28 protein-coding genes and 2 riboswitches are annotated in these 26,858 nt (G+C 38.1%); of the genes, 12 read left to right on the top strand and 16 right to left on the bottom strand.

The window, feature by feature from the left end:
* The first annotated feature begins 278 nt into the window (after nucleotides 1–278).
* The 3 genes from HF078_RS09445 to HF078_RS09435 all read left to right on the top strand — a co-directional run bounded on the left by HF078_RS09445 (nucleotide 279) and on the right by HF078_RS09435 (nucleotide 1,798).
* A complete protein-coding gene (locus HF078_RS09445) occupies nucleotides 279–641 on the top strand; it encodes a hypothetical protein (RefSeq protein WP_169290926.1) in 363 nt (120 codons plus the stop codon).
* 60 nt (nucleotides 642–701) lie between these two features.
* Nucleotides 702–1,370 carry a hypothetical protein gene (locus HF078_RS09440; protein ID WP_169290925.1) on the top strand — a complete coding sequence of 223 codons (669 nt, stop codon included), beginning with the start codon at nucleotides 702–704 and terminating at the stop codon, nucleotides 1,368–1,370.
* Nucleotides 1,371–1,603: 233 nt separating this feature from the next.
* The gene (locus HF078_RS09435; RefSeq protein ID WP_148989676.1) at nucleotides 1,604–1,798 is read left to right on the top strand and encodes a hypothetical protein; all 195 of its coding nucleotides are present in this window, start codon (nucleotides 1,604–1,606) and stop codon (nucleotides 1,796–1,798) included.
* Nucleotides 1,799–1,933: 135 nt separating this feature from the next.
* On the opposite strand, the gene HF078_RS09430 is transcribed toward HF078_RS09435, so the two are convergent.
* Complete coding sequence (locus HF078_RS09430; protein ID WP_169290924.1) at nucleotides 1,934–2,926, bottom strand: hypothetical protein; 993 nt, start codon at nucleotides 2,924–2,926, stop codon at nucleotides 1,934–1,936.
* A 217-nt stretch (nucleotides 2,927–3,143) separates the two neighbouring features.
* Between HF078_RS09430 and HF078_RS09425 the strand changes: the two genes are divergently transcribed.
* From HF078_RS09425 to HF078_RS09410, 4 genes are all read left to right on the top strand, one after another.
* Nucleotides 3,144–3,578, top strand: coding sequence for a hypothetical protein (locus HF078_RS09425; RefSeq protein WP_169290923.1), 435 nt, complete (start codon nucleotides 3,144–3,146; stop codon nucleotides 3,576–3,578).
* Between the two features lie 144 nt (nucleotides 3,579–3,722).
* Nucleotides 3,723–3,824: riboswitch (purine riboswitch) on the top strand.
* A 121-nt stretch (nucleotides 3,825–3,945) separates the two neighbouring features.
* Nucleotides 3,946–4,539: a xanthine phosphoribosyltransferase gene (locus HF078_RS09420; RefSeq protein WP_169290922.1), complete on the top strand. Its 594-nt coding sequence runs from the start codon at nucleotides 3,946–3,948 to the stop codon at nucleotides 4,537–4,539.
* A gap of 19 nt (nucleotides 4,540–4,558) precedes the next feature.
* The gene (locus HF078_RS09415; RefSeq protein ID WP_169290921.1) at nucleotides 4,559–6,088 is read left to right on the top strand and encodes an NCS2 family permease; all 1,530 of its coding nucleotides are present in this window, start codon (nucleotides 4,559–4,561) and stop codon (nucleotides 6,086–6,088) included.
* Between the two features lie 121 nt (nucleotides 6,089–6,209).
* Nucleotides 6,210–6,764, top strand: coding sequence for a CBO0543 family protein (locus tag HF078_RS09410; protein ID WP_169290920.1), 555 nt, complete (start codon nucleotides 6,210–6,212; stop codon nucleotides 6,762–6,764).
* A gap of 35 nt (nucleotides 6,765–6,799) precedes the next feature.
* On the opposite strand, the gene HF078_RS09405 is transcribed toward HF078_RS09410, so the two are convergent.
* From HF078_RS09405 to HF078_RS09385, 5 genes are all read right to left on the bottom strand, one after another.
* The gene (locus HF078_RS09405; RefSeq protein WP_169290919.1) at nucleotides 6,800–8,335 is read right to left on the bottom strand and encodes a potassium/proton antiporter; all 1,536 of its coding nucleotides are present in this window, start codon (nucleotides 8,333–8,335) and stop codon (nucleotides 6,800–6,802) included.
* Between the two features lie 11 nt (nucleotides 8,336–8,346).
* Complete coding sequence (locus HF078_RS09400; protein WP_169290918.1) at nucleotides 8,347–8,895, bottom strand: tyrosine-type recombinase/integrase; 549 nt, start codon at nucleotides 8,893–8,895, stop codon at nucleotides 8,347–8,349.
* A 172-nt stretch (nucleotides 8,896–9,067) separates the two neighbouring features.
* Entirely contained in the window at nucleotides 9,068–9,880 is an 813-nt protein-coding gene (locus tag HF078_RS09395; protein WP_169290917.1) for an undecaprenyl-diphosphate phosphatase, read from the bottom strand.
* A 12-nt stretch (nucleotides 9,881–9,892) separates the two neighbouring features.
* Nucleotides 9,893–10,846: a calcium/sodium antiporter gene (locus tag HF078_RS09390; RefSeq protein ID WP_169290916.1), complete on the bottom strand. Its 954-nt coding sequence runs from the start codon at nucleotides 10,844–10,846 to the stop codon at nucleotides 9,893–9,895.
* A gap of 38 nt (nucleotides 10,847–10,884) precedes the next feature.
* A complete protein-coding gene (locus HF078_RS09385; protein ID WP_169290915.1) occupies nucleotides 10,885–11,616 on the bottom strand; it encodes a DUF3784 domain-containing protein in 732 nt (243 codons plus the stop codon).
* A 148-nt stretch (nucleotides 11,617–11,764) separates the two neighbouring features.
* Between HF078_RS09385 and HF078_RS09380 the strand changes: the two genes are divergently transcribed.
* Nucleotides 11,765–12,130, top strand: coding sequence for a hypothetical protein (locus tag HF078_RS09380; protein WP_169290914.1), 366 nt, complete (start codon nucleotides 11,765–11,767; stop codon nucleotides 12,128–12,130).
* 57 nt (nucleotides 12,131–12,187) lie between these two features.
* Here HF078_RS09380 and HF078_RS09375 read toward each other — a convergent pair whose 3' ends face one another.
* Nucleotides 12,188–12,763 (bottom strand): TVP38/TMEM64 family protein, encoded by a 576-nt coding sequence (locus tag HF078_RS09375; RefSeq protein ID WP_169290913.1) that lies wholly within the window; start codon nucleotides 12,761–12,763, stop codon nucleotides 12,188–12,190.
* 416 nt (nucleotides 12,764–13,179) lie between these two features.
* Nucleotides 13,180–13,328: riboswitch (cyclic di-AMP (ydaO/yuaA leader) on the top strand.
* 274 nt (nucleotides 13,329–13,602) lie between these two features.
* Here HF078_RS09375 and HF078_RS09370 point away from each other — a divergent pair.
* Together HF078_RS09370 and HF078_RS09365 are read left to right on the top strand one after the other, a co-directional pair.
* The gene (locus HF078_RS09370) at nucleotides 13,603–14,259 is read left to right on the top strand and encodes a potassium channel family protein (RefSeq protein ID WP_169290912.1); all 657 of its coding nucleotides are present in this window, start codon (nucleotides 13,603–13,605) and stop codon (nucleotides 14,257–14,259) included.
* 2 nt (nucleotides 14,260–14,261) lie between these two features.
* Entirely contained in the window at nucleotides 14,262–15,584 is a 1,323-nt protein-coding gene (locus HF078_RS09365; RefSeq protein WP_169290911.1) for a TrkH family potassium uptake protein, read from the top strand.
* A gap of 337 nt (nucleotides 15,585–15,921) precedes the next feature.
* Here the strand turns inward: HF078_RS09365 and HF078_RS09360 are convergent, their stop codons facing one another.
* The 7 genes from HF078_RS09360 to HF078_RS09330 form a co-directional block, all read right to left on the bottom strand.
* Complete coding sequence (locus HF078_RS09360) at nucleotides 15,922–16,395, bottom strand: hypothetical protein (RefSeq protein ID WP_169290910.1); 474 nt, start codon at nucleotides 16,393–16,395, stop codon at nucleotides 15,922–15,924.
* A gap of 148 nt (nucleotides 16,396–16,543) precedes the next feature.
* Nucleotides 16,544–17,179: an FMN-dependent NADH-azoreductase gene (locus HF078_RS09355; protein WP_169290909.1), complete on the bottom strand. Its 636-nt coding sequence runs from the start codon at nucleotides 17,177–17,179 to the stop codon at nucleotides 16,544–16,546.
* A gap of 197 nt (nucleotides 17,180–17,376) precedes the next feature.
* Nucleotides 17,377–17,526, bottom strand: coding sequence for a hypothetical protein (locus HF078_RS09350; RefSeq protein WP_169290908.1), 150 nt, complete (start codon nucleotides 17,524–17,526; stop codon nucleotides 17,377–17,379).
* 185 nt (nucleotides 17,527–17,711) lie between these two features.
* Nucleotides 17,712–18,953 (bottom strand): DUF4825 domain-containing protein, encoded by a 1,242-nt coding sequence (locus tag HF078_RS09345; protein ID WP_169290907.1) that lies wholly within the window; start codon nucleotides 18,951–18,953, stop codon nucleotides 17,712–17,714.
* On the bottom strand, nucleotides 18,946–19,470 hold the full coding sequence (locus HF078_RS09340) for an RNA polymerase sigma factor (protein ID WP_169290906.1): 525 nt from the start codon (nucleotides 19,468–19,470) through the stop codon (nucleotides 18,946–18,948). The genes HF078_RS09345 and HF078_RS09340 overlap by 8 nt, the downstream gene beginning before the upstream one ends.
* Before the next feature lie 111 nt (nucleotides 19,471–19,581).
* Nucleotides 19,582–20,223, bottom strand: coding sequence for a protein kinase family protein (locus HF078_RS09335; protein ID WP_169290905.1), 642 nt, complete (start codon nucleotides 20,221–20,223; stop codon nucleotides 19,582–19,584).
* 27 nt (nucleotides 20,224–20,250) lie between these two features.
* Nucleotides 20,251–20,688: a DUF6376 family protein gene (locus tag HF078_RS09330; RefSeq protein WP_169290904.1), complete on the bottom strand. Its 438-nt coding sequence runs from the start codon at nucleotides 20,686–20,688 to the stop codon at nucleotides 20,251–20,253.
* A 514-nt stretch (nucleotides 20,689–21,202) separates the two neighbouring features.
* Here HF078_RS09330 and HF078_RS09325 point away from each other — a divergent pair.
* The gene (locus HF078_RS09325; RefSeq protein WP_169290903.1) at nucleotides 21,203–21,532 is read left to right on the top strand and encodes a PadR family transcriptional regulator; all 330 of its coding nucleotides are present in this window, start codon (nucleotides 21,203–21,205) and stop codon (nucleotides 21,530–21,532) included.
* Nucleotides 21,519–22,706 carry a chromate transporter gene (locus tag HF078_RS09320; RefSeq protein ID WP_169290902.1) on the top strand — a complete coding sequence of 396 codons (1,188 nt, stop codon included), beginning with the start codon at nucleotides 21,519–21,521 and terminating at the stop codon, nucleotides 22,704–22,706. The genes HF078_RS09325 and HF078_RS09320 overlap by 14 nt, the downstream gene beginning before the upstream one ends.
* A gap of 653 nt (nucleotides 22,707–23,359) precedes the next feature.
* Here the strand turns inward: HF078_RS09320 and HF078_RS09315 are convergent.
* Complete coding sequence (locus HF078_RS09315; RefSeq protein WP_169290901.1) at nucleotides 23,360–24,862, bottom strand: phytoene desaturase family protein; 1,503 nt, start codon at nucleotides 24,860–24,862, stop codon at nucleotides 23,360–23,362.
* Between the two features lie 127 nt (nucleotides 24,863–24,989).
* Nucleotides 24,990–26,855, bottom strand: coding sequence for a PTS fructose transporter subunit IIABC (locus HF078_RS09310; RefSeq protein WP_169290900.1), 1,866 nt, complete (start codon nucleotides 26,853–26,855; stop codon nucleotides 24,990–24,992).
* Between the last annotated feature and the right edge of the window lie 3 nt (nucleotides 26,856–26,858).

Here is a 26,858-nt window from a genome sequence, read left to right as displayed (position 1 = left end):
TGATATAGCATAAACTTACCAGCATTTTCATATAGTTAAAAAATTGTAATTGGGAGGATTTTTATGGGAGAACTATGTCTACAATCTTCATGTGTCGGTTATGATTTAATCTTAATTACCTTGGGTTGCCTTCTAATTTTATACATCGGGTATCGATTTCTAGGGCACGAAGAATAAAGTATCTTATGATTTCACTTCTTTTGCTTCATACTACAAGAGAGGTGATATTAATGAGGAAGATATTTTTTCTTCTATTTCTCTTTTGTGGAGCTTTTCCCATGACCTTTACTGCACAGCCGCTTCCAATAGAAGTCTTTGATGTTACTCAAGGAAAAGTTATTAAATCAATCCCTCTGAATGAGAAAAACAAGGAAGAAACACTAAAGCTTGTAAAAAGTGCAGATTCCCTGTATCCCAAGCTTAACCCTACCCCTAAAACTGGGTTTATGATTAAGGTTATTTTTGATCCAGCTGAAGAAATTGAAACGAAAGTATTTAAGCAGCCTGTAAATCAAGTCATTTTTATTTTTCCGGATGCAGAAAAGCCCTATATGCTAATCTTCAACGAGAAAGATCAACCTATGTTTTACTACTTTAGTGAAGATTCCGAACCGTTTTTGGAAATGCTGGGTTTAGATTAACTAAAAAATGGAATAATGGGTACACTATCTTCAACTTTAACCATTTAAGGAGGAGTTGACTTGAGAAATGTACTTATTATTCTTTTTATTGCGCTTTGCAGCATATTTCCAGCTGGGTGTGGAACAGAAATCGAAGGCGGCCAAACAAAGGCAGAAGATCAAGCTCCAATTTTACCAACTTCAGGAGATTATTCTTTCCGACGCTATATAGAGGAAAAAGGACATACAGATTATAGAGTACTATATAGTCAAGTCCCCAATAGCGAAATAGTTGAAGTAAGAACAGTCATTGACCTGGAGTCTGCCGAATCTTCTTCTGATATTTCGGAGACAAGTAACTTTTATGAAGAAACAAAAGATGGTATCTATGGATATATCGTATTGTCTGAGGAATTCCCCTCCGAATGGGATGCCAAAGATATTAAGAAATTCCCCAAAACAAAAATTATAGCCTATCCATTGGAAGCCAGTCATTCCTGGACTGAGGAAATGGAAGATTTTGATCTTAAGATCACGTATCACATTCGGGAAGTCGATGCGGAAATAAAAACCCCTGCCAAGACTTTTAAAGATTGTATTATTATAGATTTTGAAGAGAAAGACAAGGATGGAAACACTTTACGCAAAGGCAATTCAGCTTTTGCACCAAATGTAGGGTGGATTCGTCATGAAGTGGAAGCAGAAGTATTAAAGGATGTTCATAAGTTAATAAAAATAAATGAAGGATAATAATTTTATCTTTCATTTTTAGATTCCTTTACCATTTTCAAGGAACCTTTTGCATTTATTTATCGTCCATGTTATCGAATACTTCGTTTTGCGAATTTTTTTACATAACTGTAATGATGAAATTACCAATTTTATTGTATAATTACAAACATACCTTTCCCTAATCATGGGTATAAAGGTACCGAATACTTTTCACTATGTTATACTTCTATAGTTAAGGAGGAGATGTAGCTTTGGGTTTAAGCAAAATAGTTTTTGTAATCAGTATTATGGCTAGCTTTCTTATGCTAGTGGCCTCCGTTATTGCATTCGTCATTCAAGACATAGGTTATTTTTGGATGATGTTCGTTCTTATGGTTGTCAGTATTCTTCAAAACATCTCCGTTTACAAACATATTTCCACAAGTGATGAACCCATTAAAAGTTAGGCCGCTTCCTGCGAGAGAAACATTAAGCGGTCTTGCCTCGAATAAGCGCAATTTGCTCCCCTTTACATGTAAATCCCTTCTATTTCACCAAACACTATTCCTACATAAATTAAACGATAAATAAAAGCCAGCGATTCAGCCAGCTTTTAATTCTGTTCGTATATACTTTCCTTCTTTATCATACAAATGAAATTTCTTTATGACCTTTGCATCCTCTTCTAGAAGCTTTGGTGAAGATATATGGAGGAGAAATTGGTTTGCAACGACATCGCTTGAAATTTGGTAAATTACTTCCTCTTTCCTTTGTACTTCAAGCACCACTTTTTGTACATCTTCATGTTTTGGTACCAACCCATGAATATATGTATGCTCAATAGTGTCTCCGTTCACTTTTTTTTCTTCAAAACAGAAGTCTTTTTCTTCTTTCATCGTATAGAAGTTGGGTTTCTCCATCCCAGTTACTTCAAAGCCATGATCATTATTATCATAAACACCAAGAACCGTTTTTAATACAGAATTCTCTTCAGAATAAATCAGAAAAGATTGATGCTCTTCGTCCACAAACATCAACTCCATCCCCTCCATATTATCAGCAGCACCTGTAATAGCTTCTTTCAGTGTTCTATAAATATAGATTGGTTCAGTATCGATTTTTGTGATATCTTCCATTTTCATAATCTGGGAAAAATATTTTTGTGGTGGCACAGCTAACTTCACTCTTTCCCCACTGCTAACAATATCCGTTACAATGGTCTGTATGGCAGTATGTTTATTTTCACCAATGAACAGGATAAATGTTCCTTTCTTCGTATTGATAATTTCCGAATAAAAGGGACGATCGAGCATTATTTTTTCAGATTTCAATTTCCCATAAAAACCTTTTTGAAAAATAACAGCTCCTAATTGATTTCCTTTATGTTCAAATGTTGCAATCACCTTTTTTGTATGTTTAATAGGATACGTTTCCAATAGCAATGGCGTTTTATCCAGTTCCCCTAAATGTACTTGGATAAAATCAGTGATACCTCTTTCAGAATTTAATATTGTAAAAGTGGTATATTCATAGATTGAATAAGCAATGATCACTACCATACTTGCCGATGAAATGAGCAAGAGAATTCTCTTCAAAATCTTTACCTCCTGTTCCATTACTGCAAACAAAATATAGTTCCAAAGCCCTGATTCCATTTTAAGGTAAATGGTAATAAAAGACTATTGGGAAAGTAGATTTGTTTTTTATACAATCATTCGTAATTTCAATTGACCACTTTCATAAATACATATTTTGGATATTTTTGCTTTTTTGGGAGAAAGTAAAATGTACATATATAAAGGAGGAAAAAAGATGCAAAGACTACTGAGTTTATCTATCTTATCCTTATTGGTATTTTCAGCATCCACAATTCTTGTTCCAAGCGTACTCGCTTCTCCTGAGGAAAAGCACGAACATCATAATGAATATAGAAATGATCACTATCGTCATTGGAAAAAATACAACGAATACTTGGAACAAAACAAGGAAAAAGTTATCCCTTACCTTTCTAACTATTTAAACAAAGAACAGCCGGAACTTGAAAAGCTTCTTCAGAACGGAGCAGAGTTGCACACTTTGGTGAAAGCTTCCATCCTTTCTAAACTAGGTAAAGTGGATGTAACAGAAATTTTGACAAAAAAAGAAAATGGGCAATCCTTCAAGGACATTGCCAAAGAGTTAAATGTAGATAAAGAAGATATTTACACCGAAATGAAAAAGATGAAAGAGACAATTAAAAAATCTTAGCTAGTTCACTAAAATAACCGGTTATAGAAACCTGGTTATTTTTATTATTAACGAATTTACTTCTTACATTTTATATTTTCATTCGTGTTTTTCTACAAAAACCTTTTCAAAGCGAACTTTTTCCTTTATAATCACTTCATAAACCAAACAATATAATAAATAACTCGTATAATAGTGGGAATATGGCCTACAAGTTTCTACCAAGCTACCGTAAATGGCTTGACTACGAGTGATACTTTAATTTTCCAGTGCTTAGGTTTAAACCCGAGTCGATTATTTGCATTCCTGAAAGTTAAAAGTGGTCACTTGTAGATCTTGTGCCGCTTAAAACTTTCGGGATTTTTTATTTTCAGGAGGAGGAACATACATGAAACTTCTACAGCAAACCATTCTTGAAAAAGGGACGGTTTTACCAAACGGCGTGTTAAAAGTGAATACTTTCTTAAATCACCAAATCGACACTGGTTTAATGATTGAGATAGGAAAAGAATTTGCGGAACGATTTTCAGATTCAAACATTAATAAAGTTATTACCATTGAGTCGTCAGGAATTGCACCAAGTTTTTTCGCCGCTCATACACTTGGTGTTCCCCTTGTATTTGCAAGAAAAAAGAAATCTCTGACTTTGAAAGATAACGTATATACCAGCGAAGTTTTCTCTTTTACCAAACAAGAAACAAGTGAGATCACAGTGGCAAAGGAATTCTTAGCTGAAAACGATAGAGTACTAATTATTGATGACTTCCTGGCAAATGGGCAGGCTGCACAAGGGTTGATCGATGTAGTGAAACAAGCAGGTGCATCTGTAGCAGGTATTGGTATTGTCATTGAAAAAACTTTCCAACCAGGACGGCAGATTCTAGAGGACAAAGGGTATCGTGTAGAATCATTAGCAAGAGTCGCGTCGTTACAAGACGGACAAATAACATTTATGGAAGAATCGATCAGCGTCACCAACTAACCTATTTGGAGGTCATCCTATGAAAGCTACTACTGTACATTATCCATGGTATAAAAAAGAAGATACAGATGCATTCTTCGCCCTTTTTCAAAATAACCTGGCAAACTTCGTCATCATTGCCGTAACGATGCTAGGTATGGGTTTTCCTGCAAGCATCGTATTTGGTAAGGTCATCCCGGGTGCGGCCGTTGCTGTTATGGTCGGGAATCTATACTATGCATTCATGGCTAAGCGCCTTGCACAAAAAGAGGGAAGAACAGATGTGACCGCCCTTTCTTACGGGATAAGTACCCCGGTTATGTTTGTTTTTCTATTTGGAGTGTTAGCTCCTGCTAATGCCCTAACCGGTAACCCGGAACTTGCGTGGAAAATTGCTGTAGCTGCCGCGTTTTTAAGCGGCTTAATCGAGACTCTAGTAAGTTTTACAGGGAACTGGGTAAGAAATCAGCTGCCTCGTGCTGCAATGCTTGGTGCACTTGCAGGTGTTGCTCTCACGTTTATCGCTGGGGAGATGCTATTTAATACCTTCTCCATTCCTGTTGTGGGCTTAGTGGCTTTAGTAATTATCATTGCTGGGGTTGTAGGAAAAATGACCATGCCTTTCAAAATCCCAGCTTCCCTGTTTGCCGTTATTATCGGTACTGTTCTAGCTTTCACTTTAGGTTATCAATCTCCATCTCAAATAGCAGATGGATTGAATAACATTGGGTTTTATCCAATATTGCCATCTTTGGCGGCTTTTGAGGGGATGACCTACCTGTTTGGAGCACTTATTGGACTATTAGCAATCATCCTTCCTATTACGTTATACAATGCCATTGAAACGATGAATAACGTGGATGCCATGGCTGCAGAAGGTGATTCTTATGATGTTCGTGGATGTCAAGCTGTGGATGGAGTTGGAACAATGCTTGGGGCTATTTTTGGCGGACTCTTCCCTACTACTGTTTACATTGCAACAGTAGGTTCTAAATGGATGGGTGCAGGTAGAGGATATAGCATATTGAATGCAATTGTCTTCGGCATTGCTGCTATGACAGGAGTTATTGCCGCCCTTGCAGCCATTATTCCGCTTGCTGCAGTGGCACCAATATTAGTATTTGTCGGAATTTCCATGGTGGCATCAGCTTTTGGATCCAATGACAAAAAATATTTTCCAGCAGTTGCTATTGCCATGCTGCCTTATTTCGCTAATTATGTAATGACTCGTTTCAATAACAGTGCGGGTGAAGTTGTTTCCAGTATTTCAGAAGGAATTGTCCCTCTTGGCCAAGGAGCCATGTTCACGGCAATTGTACTTGGTGCCATTACCGTTTATATTATCGACCAGGATTACCGTCGTGCCTCCTATTTCGCTTTGATTGGAGCCTTCTTATCTTTCGTCGGATTCATGCATGCTCCAAAGCTAGCTTTGAACGCAGCACCGGATTTTGCTATAGGTTATGTGTTCATTGCAGTTTTTCTTGTTTATTGTTCGTACCAACGTGCTTCAAGTATTGTAACAAATTCTGATAACAACATTACCGTTAATCAGAAAGTAGCTTCATAAGTGAAGGCGTATCAAGAACCGGGAACTATTCCCGGTTCTTATTCATTTTATTACTTCGTGTATCATTTTTATTCAAAGAGAAAAACTATCTTTATCCTTTAGTTTGAGAGTAGGCTTATATATGTCTATCAAGCAACAGTACATAGAAATCTTTAATAAAAATCAATCCTCCGTCCAAGCCCATGTGAATTTCTGGCTTGAACATGTAGTGTTCTCTTGGCGATGGTGGACAATGGTTGCTATTTTTATTATTTTATGGACATTATTTTGGAAACTAAAAAAATCTAAGCATCTCCCCAGAATCACCATATTTGGACTGCTATGGACTATTGTAGCCTCTAACCTGGACGGCTTGGGTTATGAGCTTGGGCTATGGGGATACACATACAATCTTAGTCCCTTATTACCTAAGTCGTATATATTTGATTATTGTCTCATCCCCATTACTTATATGCTTCTATATCAATACTTTCAAGACGGTAAGGGATTTTTATATGCAAACATCGTTTTGGCTGTTGGAGCATCTTTGATAGCAGAACCAGTAGCTGAAAAACTCGGACTATACATCCCTTTTCACTGGAGTTTCTATATTTCCATACCGTTATATATCTTAATTGCTTACATTCTAAAATTAATCACTGAAAAAATATGTAGATCTATTTTAAATATAGACTAAATAAAAACAGGATAACCATTTGGCTATCCTTGTTTTTAGACGGTTTCTTTTACTTCTTCTTTTTCGCTTAACTCTTCCTCATCTACATCTTGTTCGACTACTTTCTTCTTTTTGAGGAAATTTTCTAAAGCAAGTTTACTTTGTCTAGCGGTAAGAATATACATGAAATCCTTATCTCTTATAACCGTATCACCTGATGGAGTTACAAGGATTCCTGCTCTAATAATGGCATTAATAAGTGTTTTATCCGGAAATTCCAATTCAGCAAGTGTCTTCCCTACCATATCTAAATCCTCTTCCACTTGGAACTCAATAATCTCCGCATTTGCTTTACCGATGGAAACCAACTCTAACGAATGAATAGGTGCAATCTTCTTAGGTCCTGTTAAATCTAGTTTTTTCGCAAGCATCGTAATCGTTGATCCTTGAACTAGAGTAGAGGTCAAGACGACGAAGAAAACAACATTAAAGAATAGTTGAGCATTTGGAATGCCAGCAATCATTGGAAATGTAGCGAGAACGATTGGTACTGCTCCACGGAGACCGGCCCATGATAGAAACACTTTTTCTTTTATACTGAAATCCATTCCTATGGTTGAAAGGAATACTGCTATAGGTCTAGCTACAACTATTAAAATCACCGATAATAACAAACCTTTAAGCATGATGTCCCACTGGAACAATTGCCCAGGGAAGACCAATAACCCCAATATGATAAACATCAGAATTTGCATCATCCATGCGAACCCTTCATTAAAACGGAAAATCGACTGTCGATAGGTAAGTTCATTGTTCCCTATGATTAACGCTGCCACATACACCGCTAATAGTCCACTTGCTCCTATCAGCGCTGCGATACTATAGGTTAAAAGTGCGAATGCCATAGCAAAGACAGGATATAACCCAGAGGAATCGAGATTTATCTTATTAATGGAATAGGAAGCGAGCTTACCAAGTCCTAATCCCAATAATAAACCAATTCCCATCTGCCAGAAGAAGCTTCCGATGAACCCTATGTAGCTAGGATTTGAAGCAGTAAGCAATTCAATAAAGGATAATGTCAAGAACACTGCCATAGGATCATTCGTACCTGATTCTGCCTCAAGGGTTGCTCCCATGCGCGCCTTTATATTCTGTCCTTTTAACACTGCAAATACTGCTGCTGCATCTGTTGAGCCGACGATAGCTCCAAATAGGAATGCTTCTAACCATGACACATCTAGGATAAGCTTAGCAGATGCTGCCACAAGTGCAGAAGTCAAAATTACCCCAAGTGTGGCTAATGATAAAGAAGGCTTGATCACTTTGCGTACCGTCCCCCATTTTGTTTGCAAACCACCTTCAAATAGGATAATGACGAGCGCAAAGATACCTATTAATTGAGCATACTTTACATTATCAAAATAGATAAAACCAAGTCCATCACTCCCAGCCATCATCCCAACAATGATAAACAATACAAGAGCTGGAACACCCAGTTTTGAAGAGAATTTTGTTGTTATTACTCCGACAATTAGAAGAAATGCAGTAAGCAAAATAAAATAATCTACATTAAATGCACCTTGTACCATCTAATCCCCCCTTATAAATTGACATCAATTCTTACAGATAATCTTTCATGCTTATCTATTCCAAGATAACGGAGTGTTTCTGAAGGTGAAGTGTGGTTAAAATGTTTTTGGAGAAGAGAAACAGCAACACCGCTTCTATACGCATGGTAGCCGAAGGTTTTGCGCAAAGTATGAGTACCCACTTTACCAGGAACACCTACTTCTTTCGCTGCTTTATTAATGATGCGGTATGCTTGTTGCCTTGTAATAGGCGAACTGCACTTTTGGGATTTAAATAGATAATCCTCTGGTTCAAGGCTTCTTTTGTGTAGATAGTCCGCTATCGCTTGTTTGACATGCTTATTCAAATAAATAGAATACCCATTTTTCAATAGGTAATAGTCATTAACTTTTCCATCTAGTGTCACATTTTCTACTCTAACATGTAGAAGTTCACTTATTCTAAGACCCATGTTGATACCCATTACGAAAAACAAGTAATCTCTTAAGGAGTAATTTTTTAAATATGCTTTAATTTCATGGATGAATTTACGATCTTTTAAAGCCTCAACATATTCCATAAGATTCTCCTCCTTAATGTTACTTAACTTCATTATATCATATATATATGTAACATTTTAATAATATGCTTATAAGTAAAAACGGGCAAAAACGGCTGGAACGGTAATCAACCGGATTTTATACTTTCTATTGAAAAAAACACCACTTGAAAAAGTGGTGTTTTGTAAAATGCTATAAAAAGAGTACTACTAACGTTCCTACAATGAAGCAATAAATCGAGAAATAAATTAAATTACCTCTGGCCATTATCCCCATAAACCATTTTAAAGAGAAATAAGAAGCTATAAGAGAAGCAATAAATGCCAAGGAGTAAGGTAAAAGAATTTCATTAACATTATCCATTGCCAAAATATCTTTTATTGCTAACAAGATACTCCCTACACTAACAGGGATAAAAAGCAAGAAAGAAAATCTCAAAGCTGTCTCCTGTTTCATTCCACGAGCCATAGCAGCAACAATTGTTGCTCCAGAACGACTTATACCAGGAATCAAAGCAACTGCCTGCGCAAAGCCAACAATGGTTGCGTCCTTGAAGGAAAGTTCCGCATCATTCTTTCTGCCTCGGAGGTTACGAATTAGCCAGAGTGCAATCCCTGTCACAATCAGCGTAATACCGATGACTTTAATATTTTCTAAAGCATCTGATATTACATCTCCGTAAACAACCCCAATTACTCCTGCAGGGATAGTCCCAATAATCAGGTAGATGACAAACATAAAATCAGCTTTATCTTCCTTGTCTTTTTTTGCCACAAATCTCAAGGCACCAAAGAAGAGTCTTACTATTGATTCACGATAAATAATAAGAATAGCAATCAAGGATGCTGCATTTACAACAATCTCAAATGTTAAACCTTCCAGTTCCATCCCCAAAAGGTTTTGTAATATCATCACATGACCACTTGAAGAAACAGGGATTGGTTCTGTAATCCCCTGAAAAATTCCAAGTAAAATATACTTTAATAAAACCAAAATATCTTCCATACCGGTAAAACCTCAATTTCTTAAAATAATAAATACCAAATATAAGACGTACGCTATAGCAAGAAAGGTTCCTTCTATTTTCCCAATCCGAAAATTTGTTCTTGAAAATACCAAGAGTATCACTGTTAACACTACTAAAAGACCGATATCAACAAATATTTTGCTATTAACAGGAAGCGGAGTTATTAGTGACGAAGTACCCAATACGAATAATATATTGAATATATTACTCCCTACGATATTACCAAGGGCAATTTCACTTTGTTTCTTAATCGCTGCCATAATAGATGTAACAAGTTCTGGTAAGGAGGTTCCAATCGCTACAATGGTCAATCCAACAAGTGTTTGACTCATACCTAATGATACAGCAATTTCCGTACTATTTCTTACAACTAATTCTCCACCAAAAATGATGGCAGCAAGGCCAATGACAGTTCGGAAGATATTCTTACCCCAGGTCGGTTTCTCAGACGTTTCTTCCACAGAAATTTTATCACGATTATTTCTTGCAACTTCAAAAATATAATACATAAACACAGTGAAAATCAATAGAAATATTAACCCATCACTTCTAGTAAGCAAGTTTTTTGAAAAACCTTGCAGAGCTATATCACTGATTAATACAAGTAGCACAGCACTTCCTAATAAGGTAAAAGGTATTTCCTTTCTGATTGTCTCACTCTCTACCTTTAATGGGTTTAATAATGCTGTTAGTCCTACTACAAGGGTAATATTAAAGATATTACTACCAATAACATTTCCCAGTGAAACTTCAGCACTCCCATCTAACGCTGCCAGAATACTTACTGTCGCTTCCGGGGAACTTGTTCCGAATGCCACAATAGTCAACCCAATCAATAATGGTGATATGCGGAGGATATTAGCGATTTGAGAAGCACCATCCACAAACCAATCCGCTCCTTTAATCAACAATGCGAAACCGACAACTAATAATAAATAGGTCATGATCTAACTTTCCCTTCTTGGAAAATGAATGATTAATACTATTCTGCTTTACCTGACTGTTCTACTAATTGATGATACCAATCTTTTGTTTTTTCTGCATCTTTTGAGTTAATGAAGATAGTATCATCAAATGTATTAATTAATAAATAAGGAGAATGATTTTTATAAATGAACAGCAAACTGCTACCAAAATCTTTAACCTTAAAATGTCCTTTAGAGATGGATTGCATTCCATATCCGTTTGTGCGAATTAGTACCTCAGGCATTTCTTCCAATAACTCGACCTTGGTGATCTCCTCATAGTTCCACTCATCTCCATAAACACCACTAATTTCAAATGATTTTTCATTCAAAGTCAACTCAGCCTCTTGAAACCCTAAGTAGAAAACAACAAATAATATACCAAACGTAATGACAGCAACAGAAACACTAATGATGTAACTTTGTTTACGTTTTTGGGGAATCTCATATTTGGAAAGGTAAATGATTCCTCCCAACAACAAGACAACCATTACCCCTATTTGAACTTCCAAAGCATAAGGGAAAGGAGTAAATAATAACGGAAGTAAAATTAGTAATACCAATGCAGTTAAAATTAGCAGCTTACCTGTTTTCTGCGGTAAGCCATTTTGAATCAATTCTTCTTGTTCTTCTTTAGAACGTGAACGAAAACTTGATATCAGTCCATATGCTTCTTTTTGTAAAATAGCCCATCCAATTATTAAAAAAATCAGCACTAACATGAGTTGTATAAAAAAAAATATCAACATATATTTCTTCCTCCCTAACCTTTCATTCTTTTCTATCCTTACGTTTTTTAAATTCTATTTGTTTCATTTTTGAAATATCTTATTAATAGCTTGAGAGTAAAAACCGCAAAAGAAGTGCTGCTATCAAGGATAAGAAAGGAGCTTTGGTATGATAAGAGTAGTCTATTACTATGTAATCTTGTTCATGACTTTAATGATGACCATCGGAGGAAGTGTCGCAGCATTCATGGCAATTGCAGATATTGTTTCCCCGTCTAGCTATTATCAAACTTATAGCGAATATAAGGAGATGAAAATTGCCAACAAAACAAAATATGATGAATCAGGCAAACCGATTTCGGAACCAAACATTGATGATGACGAGCTGCTTGCCGAATATAACACCGTAGTGGCCCAAGAAAAAGAGCGAAGCAAGGAAATGGCCTTGAATACTTTGATAAAGAGTTTTGGTTGGATAATCATCCCTCTACCTATCTTTATTTTCTATCAACGAAAGGTTAGACGGAACGAATAATTAAATTAAAGAATACAACAAAAACCGGGCGAATATTTCCATTCGCCCGGTTCTTTTTTAACCGCCTCTTACCTTTTTTTTCTGATTTTCGACTATACCACTTTTCTGTTTCAGATATCGGAACAGGTAGATGCTCGGCAGTATTGCAACAACTAATGCAACAAACACATAACCCTCCATTTCTGCTGATAACAATCCGTTGGCTACGAAACTTAATAATAATAAATAAAGTGCATTACCTATAACAGTTGCAATCAGAAAGGGCATTAATCTGATGGAACTCACTCCACCTGTAATATTAATTAAACTAGAAGGTACAAATGGAATCAGTCGCAATAATAAAACAAACAAAACACCATTCTGTTCCAGCTTTTCTAGATACGTTTTTTTTACTTTGTTAATAAGGAGCGATTGAAACCAATAACGAAAGACAACGAACGCGACCAACGCCCCAATTAAACTAGTAGCAAGACTCCATATATACCCGCAGACAAGTCCAAACAAAGCGATATTAATGACAATAATTCCGACAATTGGTATGAGCGTAAAGAGGTTTTGAATGAGCATTAATGAAAAAGTTAGTAATAGCAAAAAATATATTTCCTCTTCCAACATCAACTGAACTTGTTCCATATCACCACTTTTAAAAATGGAAAACCATTCTGTTTGAACAACCCATATTAAAGAACATACTACTACTATGAAGGTTACTATCCTCCAGGTTTTATGAGTGTGTATAGATGCTCCCTCCCCTGCCTGATCTTAGTCAAAGATAGCTACTGTTTTCTACCATATACAAATTTTCATGAGAATATGAACACAAAATGAGTAATTTTTTATTGGTTTCGACTTTTTTAGAGTGCTTTACATAATTATAGCAATTTTATCGTAATAAAGTACCATCTTACCCTCACCCTACTAATTAATTTTTTATTGAGGACATTTTCCTCCACAGTTTTTAGGTTGAAAACGCTTTACATATTTTTTACAAATACCCTATTGACGAATCGAAAAAAGGGGAGTAAATTAAGTATCATCATTTCATACATTTTAACCTATTGCTTAATCTTTACAGAGCGGGGGAACCATATTGATATCCTGATAAATTTCGGTATATCTAGGGGTGAATCGTAATATACGAAGAGGACTCTCATCCTCTAACCCGACAGCTAACCTCGTAAGCGTATTGAGAGAAGGGTCTGATTGTTATAAAAGAGACCATTCTTTGAGTTGCAAAGATTGGTCTCTTTCTGATGTTTCTAGAACGGGAATATGTAACTTAGTGATCTGGGTAAACCCCATGTTGACTGAAGTGAAGGGTGTGAGACTCCTGAGGGAGATAGCGGTAGCTTGAGACCCCGCAACGTAGTGAGGAGGCTCAAGCACCGCCCAAAGGATAAGCGAACAACCCGGAACGAAAGGAAACATGGAGTTTAAACCCGCTCCCATTTTTCAAGAGAGAAGGAATAATAATGAAAAAGCAATTTGTTGTCATTGGATTAGGTCGTTTCGGAGGCAGCATCGTGGAAGAATTCTCCACACTTGGAGTAGAAGTCCTCGCTATTGACAAAAACGAAGACAACATCAACAAAATAAGCGAATATGCAACACATGCCGTTCAGGCAAATGCAACAGACGAAGCCACACTTAATTCCCTAGGAATCCGAAATTTCGATCATGCCATTGTCTCCATGGGGGATGACATTGAATCAAGTATACTTACAAGCTTGCTCCTAAAGGAGATGGGCATTAAACAAGTGTGGGTAAAGGCAACCAATAAATATCATCAAAAGGTTTTAGAGAAGATCGGTGTGGACCGTATCATCCAGCCTGAACGGGACATGGCCAAAAGGGTTGCCCACCATGTTGTGTCAGATAAAATCTTCGACTACATCGAACTGTCTGATAACCATTGCATCGCCGAGCTTTTCGCGACTATAAAAGTAAGTAATAAGAGCCTGACAGACTTAGATCTGCGTGCCAGGTTCGGATGTACGCTTATCGGTATACAAAGAGATGGAGATATCATTATCTCTCCTCCCGCAGATGAAATTATCCGAGAAGGGGATTTACTCATCATCCTTGGACGGAATGAAGACATTCACCGTTTTGAAGAAGTAGGGATCTAACCATGTGGCGCAATCGATTTATTAATCTCAATCCACCGCAGCTATTGATTGTGGTCTTTATCTTTTTTGGGCTTCTAGGCACATTACTATTGATGTTACCGATATCCACCTCGGAATCCATTACACTAGTTGATGCCTTATTTACTGCCACATCTGCAATGACGGTTACAGGGCTTGCTGTCGTTGATACGGGCACTGCATACACCTTATTTGGTCAAATTGTCATCTTGTCCCTGATTCAAGTGGGCGGAATTGGTATTATGACGTTTGCAGTCCTGATTTTTATCATGCTTGGGAAAAAAATCGGTTTTCAAGAAAGATTAATTTTGCAACAGGCTCTGAACCAAACATCTGTTGGAGGGATTATCTTACTGGTCAGAAGAATTATTATCTTCTCTTTCCTTATTGAAGGAATAGCAGTATTACTGTTGTCCTATCGATGGATTCCTGAGTACGGGTGGTGGGACGGCCTTTATTACAGTGTCTTCCATGCTATTTCTGCATTCAACAACGCTGGTTTTTCCATTTGGTCTGACAGCTTAATGCAATATGTTGGAGATCCCGTTGTGAACATTGTGATTTCATTTCTTTTCATCATTGGTGGAATTGGATTCACTGTACTGACCGATCTCTGGTACACAAAGGAGTTTCGTAAGCTTACCCTTCATACAAAGATTATGCTATTCGGAACATTAGGCATTAATATACTTGCTATGTTTGTATTTTTTGTATTGGAATACTTCAACCCTAGTACTCTAGGAAATTTCACCTTAATGGAAAAAATATGGGCTTCCTATTTTCAGGCTGTTACAACCAGAACCGCCGGCTTTAACACAATAGACATCGGATCTATGGGAACTGCCTCTATTATGTGGACGCTTCTACTCATGTTTATAGGAGCAGGGAGTACTTCAACAGGTGGAGGAATTAAACTAACAACATTTGTTATTATTATTTTAGCTGTGAACACTTTTATAAAAGGCAAGCATGAAATTGTCATTTTCAAACGATCTATTCATCAAAATTATGTAATAAAAGCTCTTGCGATTTCCACCATCAGTATATTATTCATTTTCTTCTCTTTGTTCATCCTGACGATAACGGAACAAGCAGAATTCCTTTTATTATTATTTGAAGTAATTTCAGCTTTTGGTACTGTGGGATTATCGATGGGAATTACGGGAGATTTAACGGATATAGGCAAATGCGTAATTGTTTTCATTATGCTCCTGGGAAAACTCGGACCATTAACCTTGGCCTATTCCCTAGCGAAACCAAACACTTCAAAAGTAAGATATCCAAACGCTGACTTGCTTACTGGATAAAGGAAAAAGCTCCCATCAACAAACGTTGGGAGCTTTATTTTTTGTAGAGGATACCCCTAGCTGTTGATTGGAGCAAAGGGCGGAGACTCCTGAGGGAGATAGCGGTAGCTTGAGACCCCGCAGAAGCCACTGAAAAACTGAATTATAATGTACTTAGTGATTCCTAGCTGTTGATTGGAGCAAAAGGCGAAGACTCCTGAGGGAGATAGCGGTAGCTTGAGACCCCGCAACGGAGTGAGGAGGCTCAAGCACCGCCCCTAGGAAAGCGTAGCCATTTGCGGAAATCAACAGCGGTGACTGAACAACATCTATAATCAATGCTTTCTCAAATCAAATATTAGTAGTATCTTTTACGGAATCCTTCCTCCATCAAGTACTGCTTTGCTTCATTATAAGAAGGGAAAGTTCCGTCCAAATTTTTTCCTGCATACACATTCCACATATCGTCTTCTAATACAACATGCAACGAATGCCCTTCATCGTTTGCCCAACGTTCTTCTTCAAAGTTCTCTGTATTAACTTCTACTTCATACTCTCTTCCCAAGAGCTCAATGGTCTTATTGATAAGTTCATGCAGTTCATCCGCACCAAACTCACGAATATTCACCATTCCTTTATCGTCAGTCTTATAACCTTTGATTCCCTTTGCATAGACAAAACCGTTGCCATTTGGGTGTAAGTGATAGACTACGTTTTTCTTATCGCTTTTGCTTTCTTCATATTGGAAGTTTACCCGTTTAAGAGATACGTCTTTTCTTGTTAATTGGGGAAAAGATTGTATTATTTCAAGTTTTTGTTCAAAAGTTAGCATAATGCCTCCATGTTATGTAAGATTCTTTCGGTACATTATAGCACTTGACTTGATGGAAGGAAAGGAACGTTAGGGGAGTTAATATGGGGATATCTTAAAGTTGGTTGATGAACCGGGCAGCCTAGTGGCTGCCCGGTTCATCAATTACTTAAAATGTTTGTGCTTTATCTTTCGCACGCGCAATAGCGTCCGCTTTAATCTCGTCAGCTTTATCAGGCATTGCTGCATGACCTTCCACAAAGATACCTTCAAAAGATGGAACGCCGAAAAATTGCATAAGTACCGTCAAGTAACGGTGACCCATTTCCATTCCAGCCGCTGGGCCTTCTGAGTATATACCTCCACGAGCCTGGATATGGATTGCTTTCTTATCTGTTAACAAACCAACAGGACCTTCAGCTGTGTATTTAAACGTTTTACCTGCAACAGAAACGGAATCAAGATATGCCTTCATTACTGGTGGAAAGGAGAAGTTCCAAAGTGGTGTTACATACACATATTTATCTGCTCCGATAAACTGCTCTGTTAACTCGGACAGTCGGCTCACTTTTCCTTTTTCTTCATCAGAAAGCTCTTCAAATCCTTTACCTGTTTGCAATTTTCCCCAACCGCTGAATACATCTGCATCAATATGCGGGATATGTTCTTTGTATAAATCTACAGGGACTATTTCATCCGCTGGGTTCGCCTCTTTATAAGAATCAATAAATGCTTTCCCTACTGCCATGCTGTAGGATTGTGTGTCATCATGTGGATGTGCCGTGATGTATAAAACTTTTGCCATTTTGTATCGTTCCTCTCTTTGTTTGAAGTAGTTTATTTTAGTTTGCTACCAAAAGCCATAACTTACCAACTATCTTGAATTAAATTATTATTAATTCGAGATAATAATATAAAAAATAAATCCTTATTGCAAGTAATTTGCTTTTAACAAAAAAAATAGACCCATCATCAACACATGAAAGGTCTTAAAGAAAGTTCTTATTCTTCGTTATGTAGGATATATGGATTACCGCCGATATGTTTTCTCATATCATCAGTCAGTACAAAAGACTCAATCAAAGCATCGGCTACATTTTCTTTCAAATCGGACTGGACACTGCCATCATAATGGTTTGGCTTTCCTTCCATCAACTACACCCCCTAAAATAGTATGGTTAGTTTATACAACTATTGTACTATTTTATACTTTATTTAGATAGATGTTTTTGGGACAAAAAGAAAAATCATCCAATAATGATAACAAGTTTCCACTTTCTTTATCTTGTTTGATAAAAAAGAACAACTGCCCTAGACAGTCGCTCTTTGATACTTCATTATTCACCTAGTAAATATTCATTTATATCTAATTCTTGCCCGGATGCAAGTGCGGCATCATAATCTAATTGAACAAACTCATAAGTCTCATCTATTAGTGGAACAAATTGAAATTCAAATATTAATACATCCCCAGGTTCGTATACAGTAGTGAGATCACCGTCAAAAACCATACTATGCGATTGCTGTGGAGCAAAGCTAAGGGTCGATTGTTTCGTTGTCTCATCATATGCAATAGTTTGGAGTTCCCCGCTAACTTTAATGGTTTCCCACACATTAAAGCTTCTGGCAACATGCACCTGCTTCCCCCACCCTTTATCGTAAAACTCATATAACATATCTGCGAAAGTGTAGACTTCTTCTTTTCCTTCCGCCTTTAAAGATCCCTTGTGCATGTCAGAAGGAACAAGATAACTTTTCCCATTCACTTGTATATAATTTTTGGAAGTCGTCACCATATCTTTAGGTTCTCTCGATCCTGTATTAGCAACCCTAATTCTCTCCATAAATTCTTGTACCTTTTTTTCATTTTGGAGTGTGTTTTCCATAACTTCCTCATTCCATAATTCTTGGTCATCTACATAATCCTTTACGTCACGTTCATATAAGTCTTCAATCTGCTGTCTAGTTAATGTATACTTTCTATCTTCGCCATAATAATCAATATCAAAGGTAACATATTCTCCATTTTGGAAGAATGTAAAGTAAGTCGTTGCATTGAATATGATAGTCCAAGGAAGGTTGGAAACATGAAATACTTCTTTATCAAATCCTTTAGCGGACGTCTCTTCTGTCACTTTATAGTGCATGTGGATTCCCATAGGCTGCTCTTCATTTGTTTGAAGTTCCATTCCATTCGCATAGTATTTTCCGGGCAAAACTTGACCGTGATATTGTCCGAGCGCACCAGGGTTGCCAATATATGCTCTGTCAGCATCTATTTGATCATGGACCTCAATAGACTTTAGATAAGCAATATAATTCTCATAACTCTTTTCTTCCTCCGGCGCAGAGGATCTTGGAGTTTCACCCTCGCTACCCGTAAAGAGGATAAATGAAAATAAAGCTAAAGCGACGACACTGACCGTGAATAATGCTGCAGATCTTATTTTTGGCAACCAACCTACATGCGTCGTATCCTCCTCATGTTTCATAATGGCTTGATGTATCTCATCTTTTGTTACTTCCTTTAGTTTTGGCTTGGGCAATGTTTGAAGCTTTTTATCCAATTCTTTACTCAACTACATTCCCTCCCAACTTTTTTTGCAGGGCCGATTTTGCACGATGAAGCGTGGACCGTACTTTATTTTCGGTCCATCCCATAGCTGCTGCGGTTTCTTGCACAGATAACTCTTTAATGCTCCTCATAATTAATACTTCCTGATAGGATTCTTTTAAACTCCTAATCGCGTTTAATAATTCCCTCTGCTCTTCTGTGACAAAGTATAAGTGTTCTGGTGTATCTTTTTCGGTGCTCTCAGGAACTGTACCGCTTTCAAGCTGTAACAACCATTTCCATTTATCCCGCTTATTTTTTCGATGGGCATCAATTGCAATGTTTCTAGCAATGCTATAAAGCCATGTTTTAGGGGAAGCTTCTCCCTTATAACGATTTAGGCTATTGAGTGCACGTATAAACACTTCCTGTACTAAATCCTCTACATCATGATGTTTGGAATTCAATCGGTACAATAGGAATTGATAAATATCATCACTATATAAATAAAACCATTCCGAAATGACTTGTTTATTGGACATCCTTTTCCCCCGTTTGTTGCAGTCTCTATTTGTTTAGACGAATCTTTTTTCATTTTATCGCAGTTTAAACAAAAAAAAGAGCCCTTCCTATTTCACCAGGAGCGGCCCTACTTACGTGACAAATCTATTCAAGAGGTCTCTTTTATAAAAATAGGCAATCAACAATAAAAATTTAGAAGGTAATTTTTTTGGAAATATCCTCTTTTTATAAAATTTGTGATAACCTCTCTTTAAATCATCCCATTGAGTACAATGTTTATCCTGTTCAAAACGCACCACATCAATAAGCTTTACCTGTCCATCCGTGGTAATAAGTATATTATGAAGATGGATGTCGGATGGATTTAACCCTCTATTTTTCGCTAGCAAAATTGCATGATCTACTTCCTCCAACACATTCTCCTCAATATGCTTTCCCATTACCAAGCATTCAAACAGAGTAGATCCTTCTATAAAGTCAATGACAATATAATTCTGCCCAGAGTCATGCATCACAGGAAAGAAAGGGATTCCCTTTAGCTTATCGTATATTATCGCTTCTCTTTTCGCTAGATGTTCAAAAGGGGGATAGAACACTTTTAGCACTTTATTCGTATTCTTAAGTTTAAAAACATATGCACTTCTACCAGACCCGGCTATAGTAAGCTGCTGATCGTTATAAAAATCAACTTCAACGTTTTTATGAGTTCGCTTAAAAACAACAGACTCTGCAAGTTGATGATAAGCTATGTCCATTTCTGTAGTTCCCCTCATCTGGCATCCCCTACTCTCCTAGATACATTAAGATCCTAAATCCTCCAAGAGGTTCATCATTGTTGTCACTTCATCAATTAATGTGAAAAGCTCTGAATCTTGCAGCTTCTCAAGTGCCACTTCCCCATCTACCATTGCGTTTTCCATTACACCTTGAAGTTCTTTATTTTTATCTACAATCTGCTGATGAACACTTTCTGCGATAGCTGGAGCCTCCGTATTATTAAACTCATCTATTTCAACCAGCATTTCATTTAGTCTTGTTTCCAATTCTTCCTTAGCATTGGGATCTGTAGCTGCATCTTGGATCATTTGAGGTGCTGCCTCTCCAAAATCCTTCCAAGTATTAATATGCTCTGTAGCTTCATTGACATATTCCAATGAACTATTGACTTCATCCAAAACAGAACAACCACTTAATAGAATAGATGATAATAACACAAATGTCAGGATAGCTTTACGCATAAAAATCCCTCCTATTTCTTCATTCGTTTTTTTACTTCTTTCATTACCACTGGCAAGACTTTCTTTTTCGCAATCTTTACACCTTCTTTCAAAATAAAAGCTTTAAATAATTTTTTAATCATAGTTATGACCTCCTAATTTTATACCAATGAAAAAGACCCTTCACCATATTGGCGAAAGGTCCCTCTATACAACAGACCTTTGCCAGACTAATGAAGCTGACAAAGGTCTCGCTAACAACGCATTGTTGCCAACAAAGCCGAGGACATCATGTCCCGTAATGACGACTTTGCTGAAAAAGCTACTCCCCTTTGGGATAACGTAATTTTGTTACTATTATATTAGCCCATCACGTAGAGAACGTCAACTTTTCTAAGAGTTTGTAAAGGTTGTGAAAAGTTTTTCAGTACGTATTGGGACATAATAAAAAATGTGATATAGTAATATCGAAAATCGATATCGGTTTTCGTGAACTTGAAAGCTCCTTCTATCCTACAACAAAGGAGGACATAATTTGGAAGAAAGAGTACTTAGAAAACTGTTCCTTGGTTTTATTCAGATTCATATTCTTCATCATGCAAAAGTACATCCTGTTTATGGCGCCTGGATGCTAGAAGAATTAAGGGAACATGGATACTCCATAAGTGCTGGAACATTGTATCCTATCTTGCACACGATGGAAAAGGACGGCCTTTTGCATAGGGAGGACCTAAATGTAGAGGGGAAAATCCGAAAAAACTATACCACTACAGAAAAAGGAAATCTCCTATTAAAAGAAGCAAGAAACAAAGCTTATGAACTTTTTAAAGAAATTAAAGAAGGTGATCAACATGACGAAACCTAACAAATTACTGTCATTAATAGAAATCTTAATTGTATCAACAAGACTAGGTCTAACTTCTTTCGGTGGACCAGTAGCCCATCTCGGTTACTTCCATAATGAATATGTACGCCGCAGGAAATGGCTGGATGAAAAAAGTTATGCTGACCTTGTAGCCTTATGTCAGTTCTTGCCAGGACCTGCGAGCAGTCAGGTTGGAATAGGAATTGGCGTGATGCGTGCAGGAGTTCTTGGTGGCATTGTTTCCTTTTTAGGATTTACGTTACCATCAGTCTTAGCATTAATTATATTCGCTATCATCCTTCAGGGGTTTGATGTAGGTAATGCAGGATGGATTCATGGACTGAAGATTGTCGCGGTTGCTGTTGTCGCTCATGCCATATTAGGGATGGCAAACAACCTTACCCCAGATTTGAAAAGAAAAGCTATAGCGTTATTTGCACTAGTTGTTACGTTATTGTGGCAAACTGCATTCTCCCAAGTCGGAGTTATCATCATTGCCGCTATCATTGGATTTATTTTATTTAAACAAAATATCACTGAGGACGACTCTCGTTTGGCGTTTCCGATTTCCAAACGTTTAGCAGTAATTTGTTTATCACTATTCTTCGGACTACTTATCTTGTTACCCATTTTAAGAGAAGCAACTTCATTAAATTGGGTTGCTCTGTTTGATAGCTTCTATCGTTCTGGATCCTTAGTATTCGGTGGAGGGCATGTTGTTCTTCCTTTACTAGAACGAGAATTCGTGCCAACTGGCTGGATTAGTGAAGAAGCATTTCTTGCTGGATATGGTGCTGCACAGGCAGTCCCTGGCCCGTTATTTACATTCGCAGCATATATCGGTGCTGTCATTGACGGCTGGAAGGGCGGACTGTTAGCAACATTTGCTATCTTCCTTCCTGCCTTTCTTTTAATTCTTGGTACATTGCCATTTTGGGATTCGTTACGTCGTAATTCCAAAGTGAAAGCAGCATTAATGGGAGTGAATGCTGCGGTTGTTGGAATTTTGATTTCTGCTTTCTACTTTCCCATTTGGACTAGCTCAATTTTAGCTCCAATTGATTTTGCTTTTGCAGCTATTTTGTTCAGCATGCTTGTCTACTGGAAGCTTCCACCTTGGGTGATTGTATTAACAGGTGCCATTGGAGGAACATTGATGGGGTTGTTTGTTTAATTAATGGAATGTTAGATGCATGTAGTTTTACCTATGAGGACAATGTTTGGGGGCTTTCACTTCCATCGGGAGTCATTGCTCTCCTACGAGGACAATGTTTACTGGTTTCCTCTTTCTCCGGGCGTCATTGCTCTTCTATGAGGACAATGTTCTCGGGTTTTCACCTCCTCTGGGAGTCATTGCTCTCTTATGAGGACAATGTTCAGAGGTTTTCACCTCCTATGGGCGGCATTGCAACTCTATGAGAACAATGTTCTCTGGTTTTCACCTCCTCCGGGCGTCATTGCAACTCTATGAGGACAATGTTCACGAATTTTCACCTCCTCTGGGAGTCATTGCAACTCTATGAGGACAATATTCTCTGGTTTTCACCTCCTCTGGGAGTCATTGCAAGCCTATGAGGACAATATTCTCTGGTTTTCACCTCCTCTGGGAGTCATTGCAAGCCTATGAGGACAATGTTCACGAATTTTCACCTCCTCTGGGAGTCATTGCAACTCTATGAGGACAATGTTCAGAGGTTTTCACCTCCTCCGGGCGTCATTGCTCTACTATGAGGACAATGTTTGATATTAATTGTTGTCGTAGGGAGTCATAGCAAGATGACCTCCGTTCTCCCATAGATAATAAAGAAAAGCACCCTAAAGGCGAGATTACATGCCATTACTTGGGTGCTTTCCTCTTATTGCATCAGCCACCATCCAGCCGCTCAAGCTGCTTCCTAATGATCCTGCTCCTGGAAAAACGGTATCTCCACAAAACCATAGCCCATCCACGCGAGAGTTTGGAGAGTAACTTTTCAATAAACTATACTTACCCGAAGGTATATAACCTCCTACCTTTCCATCTGCTCGTTGGGTATAGCGCTTAAAAGTAACAGGAGTTCCCGCCATCTTAATATTAATTTTAGAAGAGAAACTCGAGAACTTCTTATCAATAGATTCAATAATCTTCTCCATGTATTCTTCTTTTCTACTTTCGTACTTTTCCCTGTCCCACCATTTGTCCACATTTGTATGAGTAGAGATAGTGATGGATCTTTTTCCCATTGGCGCGAACTTTGTATCACCTTCTTGTGACATCGAAAACAAAAATTGATTCCCTTCTGATAAAGGGGATTCATAGGAAGAGATGAATTGGTGAAAAGGAATGGATCTTGTTTCAGGTACCAAAAATGAGGGTTCTGCCCCAATATAAAGCGTAAAAGCGCCCCAAGCATTTTTTTGTTTTTCTTTCTCTTCTTTTATAGGTAAATCATTAAGCAATTCTGGCTCCAACAACGAAAATGCATTATGGATCGGAGCATTCATAATCACCTGCTTTGTTTTGAACACCTGACCACGTTTTGTCATAACTGTCCATACTTCTCCCTGTTTGGCTATACTGACAACTTTGTGACGTAGGCGCAGTTCCCCACCAGAAGTTCGATAGTTTTCCGCTAAGGCATGGATGATAGAAGCAAGGCCGCCCTCCACGTAAAATGCACCCTTATGAAAAATACTTAATGCCATATAACCTAACAAAGAAGGACTTGATGTTGCAGTGGTCTGAACACTATCCATTAGCTGACCATTGATAAACGTCATAAAAGGATTGTTTTTAGTTAAACCGTATTTGGATAGCCGGTCTTGAACTGATTGAGTTAAATATGGGGCCAAACCTAGAAATTTTACATCCAAACTGCTTAATAACACAAAAAATTCTGAGACAGTGACTGGTGGAAAGATAGCCCGTTTCTCTACAAATTTCTGCAATATCTCGGCTACCGTAAATACTTCTTCAAAAAAAGCATGGATACGGTCTTGATCGCACTCAAATTTATCCATGACTTCTTTAAACCATCTCTCTTTTTCCGAAAAATATGTAACCGTCCGATCAGGAAGATACACATTCATTATTTCATTAAGCTTTCTCATCGGAGGAATTGGTGCATCTAGCTCTTCAAAGAGTCTCTTTAACATCCCACCTTCTTCAAAACCCATGCCAACTGTCGCACCAGCACTGAACCTATATCCACCTCGGTCAAATTTGCTCGCACACCCACCAAGCTCACTTGCAGCTTCAAGGGTCAAAACGTCGTACCCAGCTTTTGCAAGAAGAGCCGCTGCAGTAATTCCACCAAAACCTGTTCCTATAACGATTGCATCTTTAAGCATGCTGCTCCCTTCTTTCTTACATGGTAGTATCTATTATATACAAAGGGTACAAAGTCACTAATGTTGGATGTGTTTGAAACTTTCAATAGAAAAAGTGATGAGTTGCCCCATCACTTTTTCAACCATATTACATCACAATTCTTTTTTTCAACAACCCGACCATTACTGCCGTCACAGCAGCTCCAATCACTATTGCCAACACATACATGAAAATACCGCCGGTCACAATTGGAATTACAAACAATCCACCATGCGGCGCAGGCAGTCCGATACCGAACAGCATAGTCAACGCACCTGCAACTGCTGAACCTACCACCACAGAAGGGATGACGCGTAACGGATCTGCTGCTGCAAACGGGATGGCACCTTCTGTGATAAAAGAAGCCCCCATGATATAACATGTTTTTCCTGCTTCCCTCTCTTGCTTGTTAAATTTATTTTTAAAGATGGTTGTAGCAAGTGCCAATCCCAGTGGCGGCACCATTCCTCCTGCCATGATGGCTGCATGTGGCGCATAATTCCCTGCGTCAATCATAGCAATACCGAATGTGAAGGCTGCTTTATTGATGGGACCACCCATATCAATAGCCATCATCGCCCCTAATATAATACCCAAAACAACTAGATTACCAGAGCCTAATCCCCCCAGCCAAGACGTTAACCCTTGATTAAACGCTTTCAAAGGAGTCACAAGTTGCAGCATGATCATTCCTGTAAGAAAAATACCGAATAGTGGGTATAGTAGAACCGGCTTAATTCCCTCAAGAGATGCAGGCAGCCCACTGAAAACTTTTCTTAAACCTAGAACGAGATAACCGGCAAGGAAACCGGCAATCAGACCACCCAAGAAACCGGCTTCACCTGTATATGCAATTAATCCACCGACCATTCCTGCTGCAAATCCAGGACGGTCTGCAATACTCATTGCAATGAATCCGGCAAGGACGGGTATCATCAAATAGAAGGCATTTCCTCCCCCAATAGTCATAAGAGCTTCTGCAAACCAATGGTAACTTGGGTCATCAGGATTTGCAGCATTGATTCCGAACATAAAGGATATCGCAATGATAATCCCGCCTCCTACAACAAAAGGAAGCATATTGGAAACACCACTCATCAAGTGCTTATAGAAACCAGAACGTCCCTTTTTCCCCTCTGAAACTAAGCTGCCGGATCCCTTATAAGTTTCCCCTTCCCCACTGCCTGCCTTTGATAAAAGTTCCTCAGGCTTCCGAATTGCTTGGGCAACAGGCACTTGAATAATCTTTTTGCCATTAAACCGTTCCATTTCCACCTGCTTATCGGCAGCAACAATAATTCCCGATGCGTTGTTAATTTCTTCTTGGGTCAGTTTATTTTTCACACCACTTGATCCATTGGTTTCCACCTTTATTTCTAATCCCAGTTCTTTCGCCTTCTGCTTTAACGCATCTGCCGCCATGTACGTATGTGCGATTCCAGTGGGGCAGGCAGTTACTGCAAGAATCAATCCTTTGTCAGGAGAAGTGACTGCTTCGACTTCTTGTTCTTCAAACAATACATTTTCCTTGTTATCTATTAATCTTATAACTTCCTCTTTTGACGGTGCTACTAATAATGCATTTCTGAATTCAATATCCATCAGCATGGAAGACAAACGGGATAATGTTTCCAAGTGTTCGTTGTTGGCTCCTTCACTTGCCGCAATCATAAAAAACAGCTGACTAGGCTGACCGTCCAATGACTCGTAATCTACTCCATCCTTTGACACACCGAAGGCAATAGCGGGAGTCTCCACCGCATTCGTTTTTGCATGCGGAATCGCTATCCCTTCACCGATTCCGGTTGTACTCTGTGCCTCCCTGGCAAAGATCGCCTCTTCAAACTTACGCTTATCGGTTAGCTTTCCGGCACCATCCAAGGAGTCAATCAATTCCTTAATGACTTCAGATTTGTTGCGGGATTGCAATTGAAGTGTAACCGTTTCTTTCGTCAGTAAATCTGTTATTTTCATGGT

Source organism: Bacillus sp. RO2, assembly GCF_012911845.1.
Lineage (GTDB): Bacteria > Bacillota > Bacilli > Bacillales > Bacillaceae_I > Sutcliffiella_A.
Note: the sequence above shows the minus strand (reverse complement) of the source record. Positions and strands in the feature narration are given on the sequence as shown.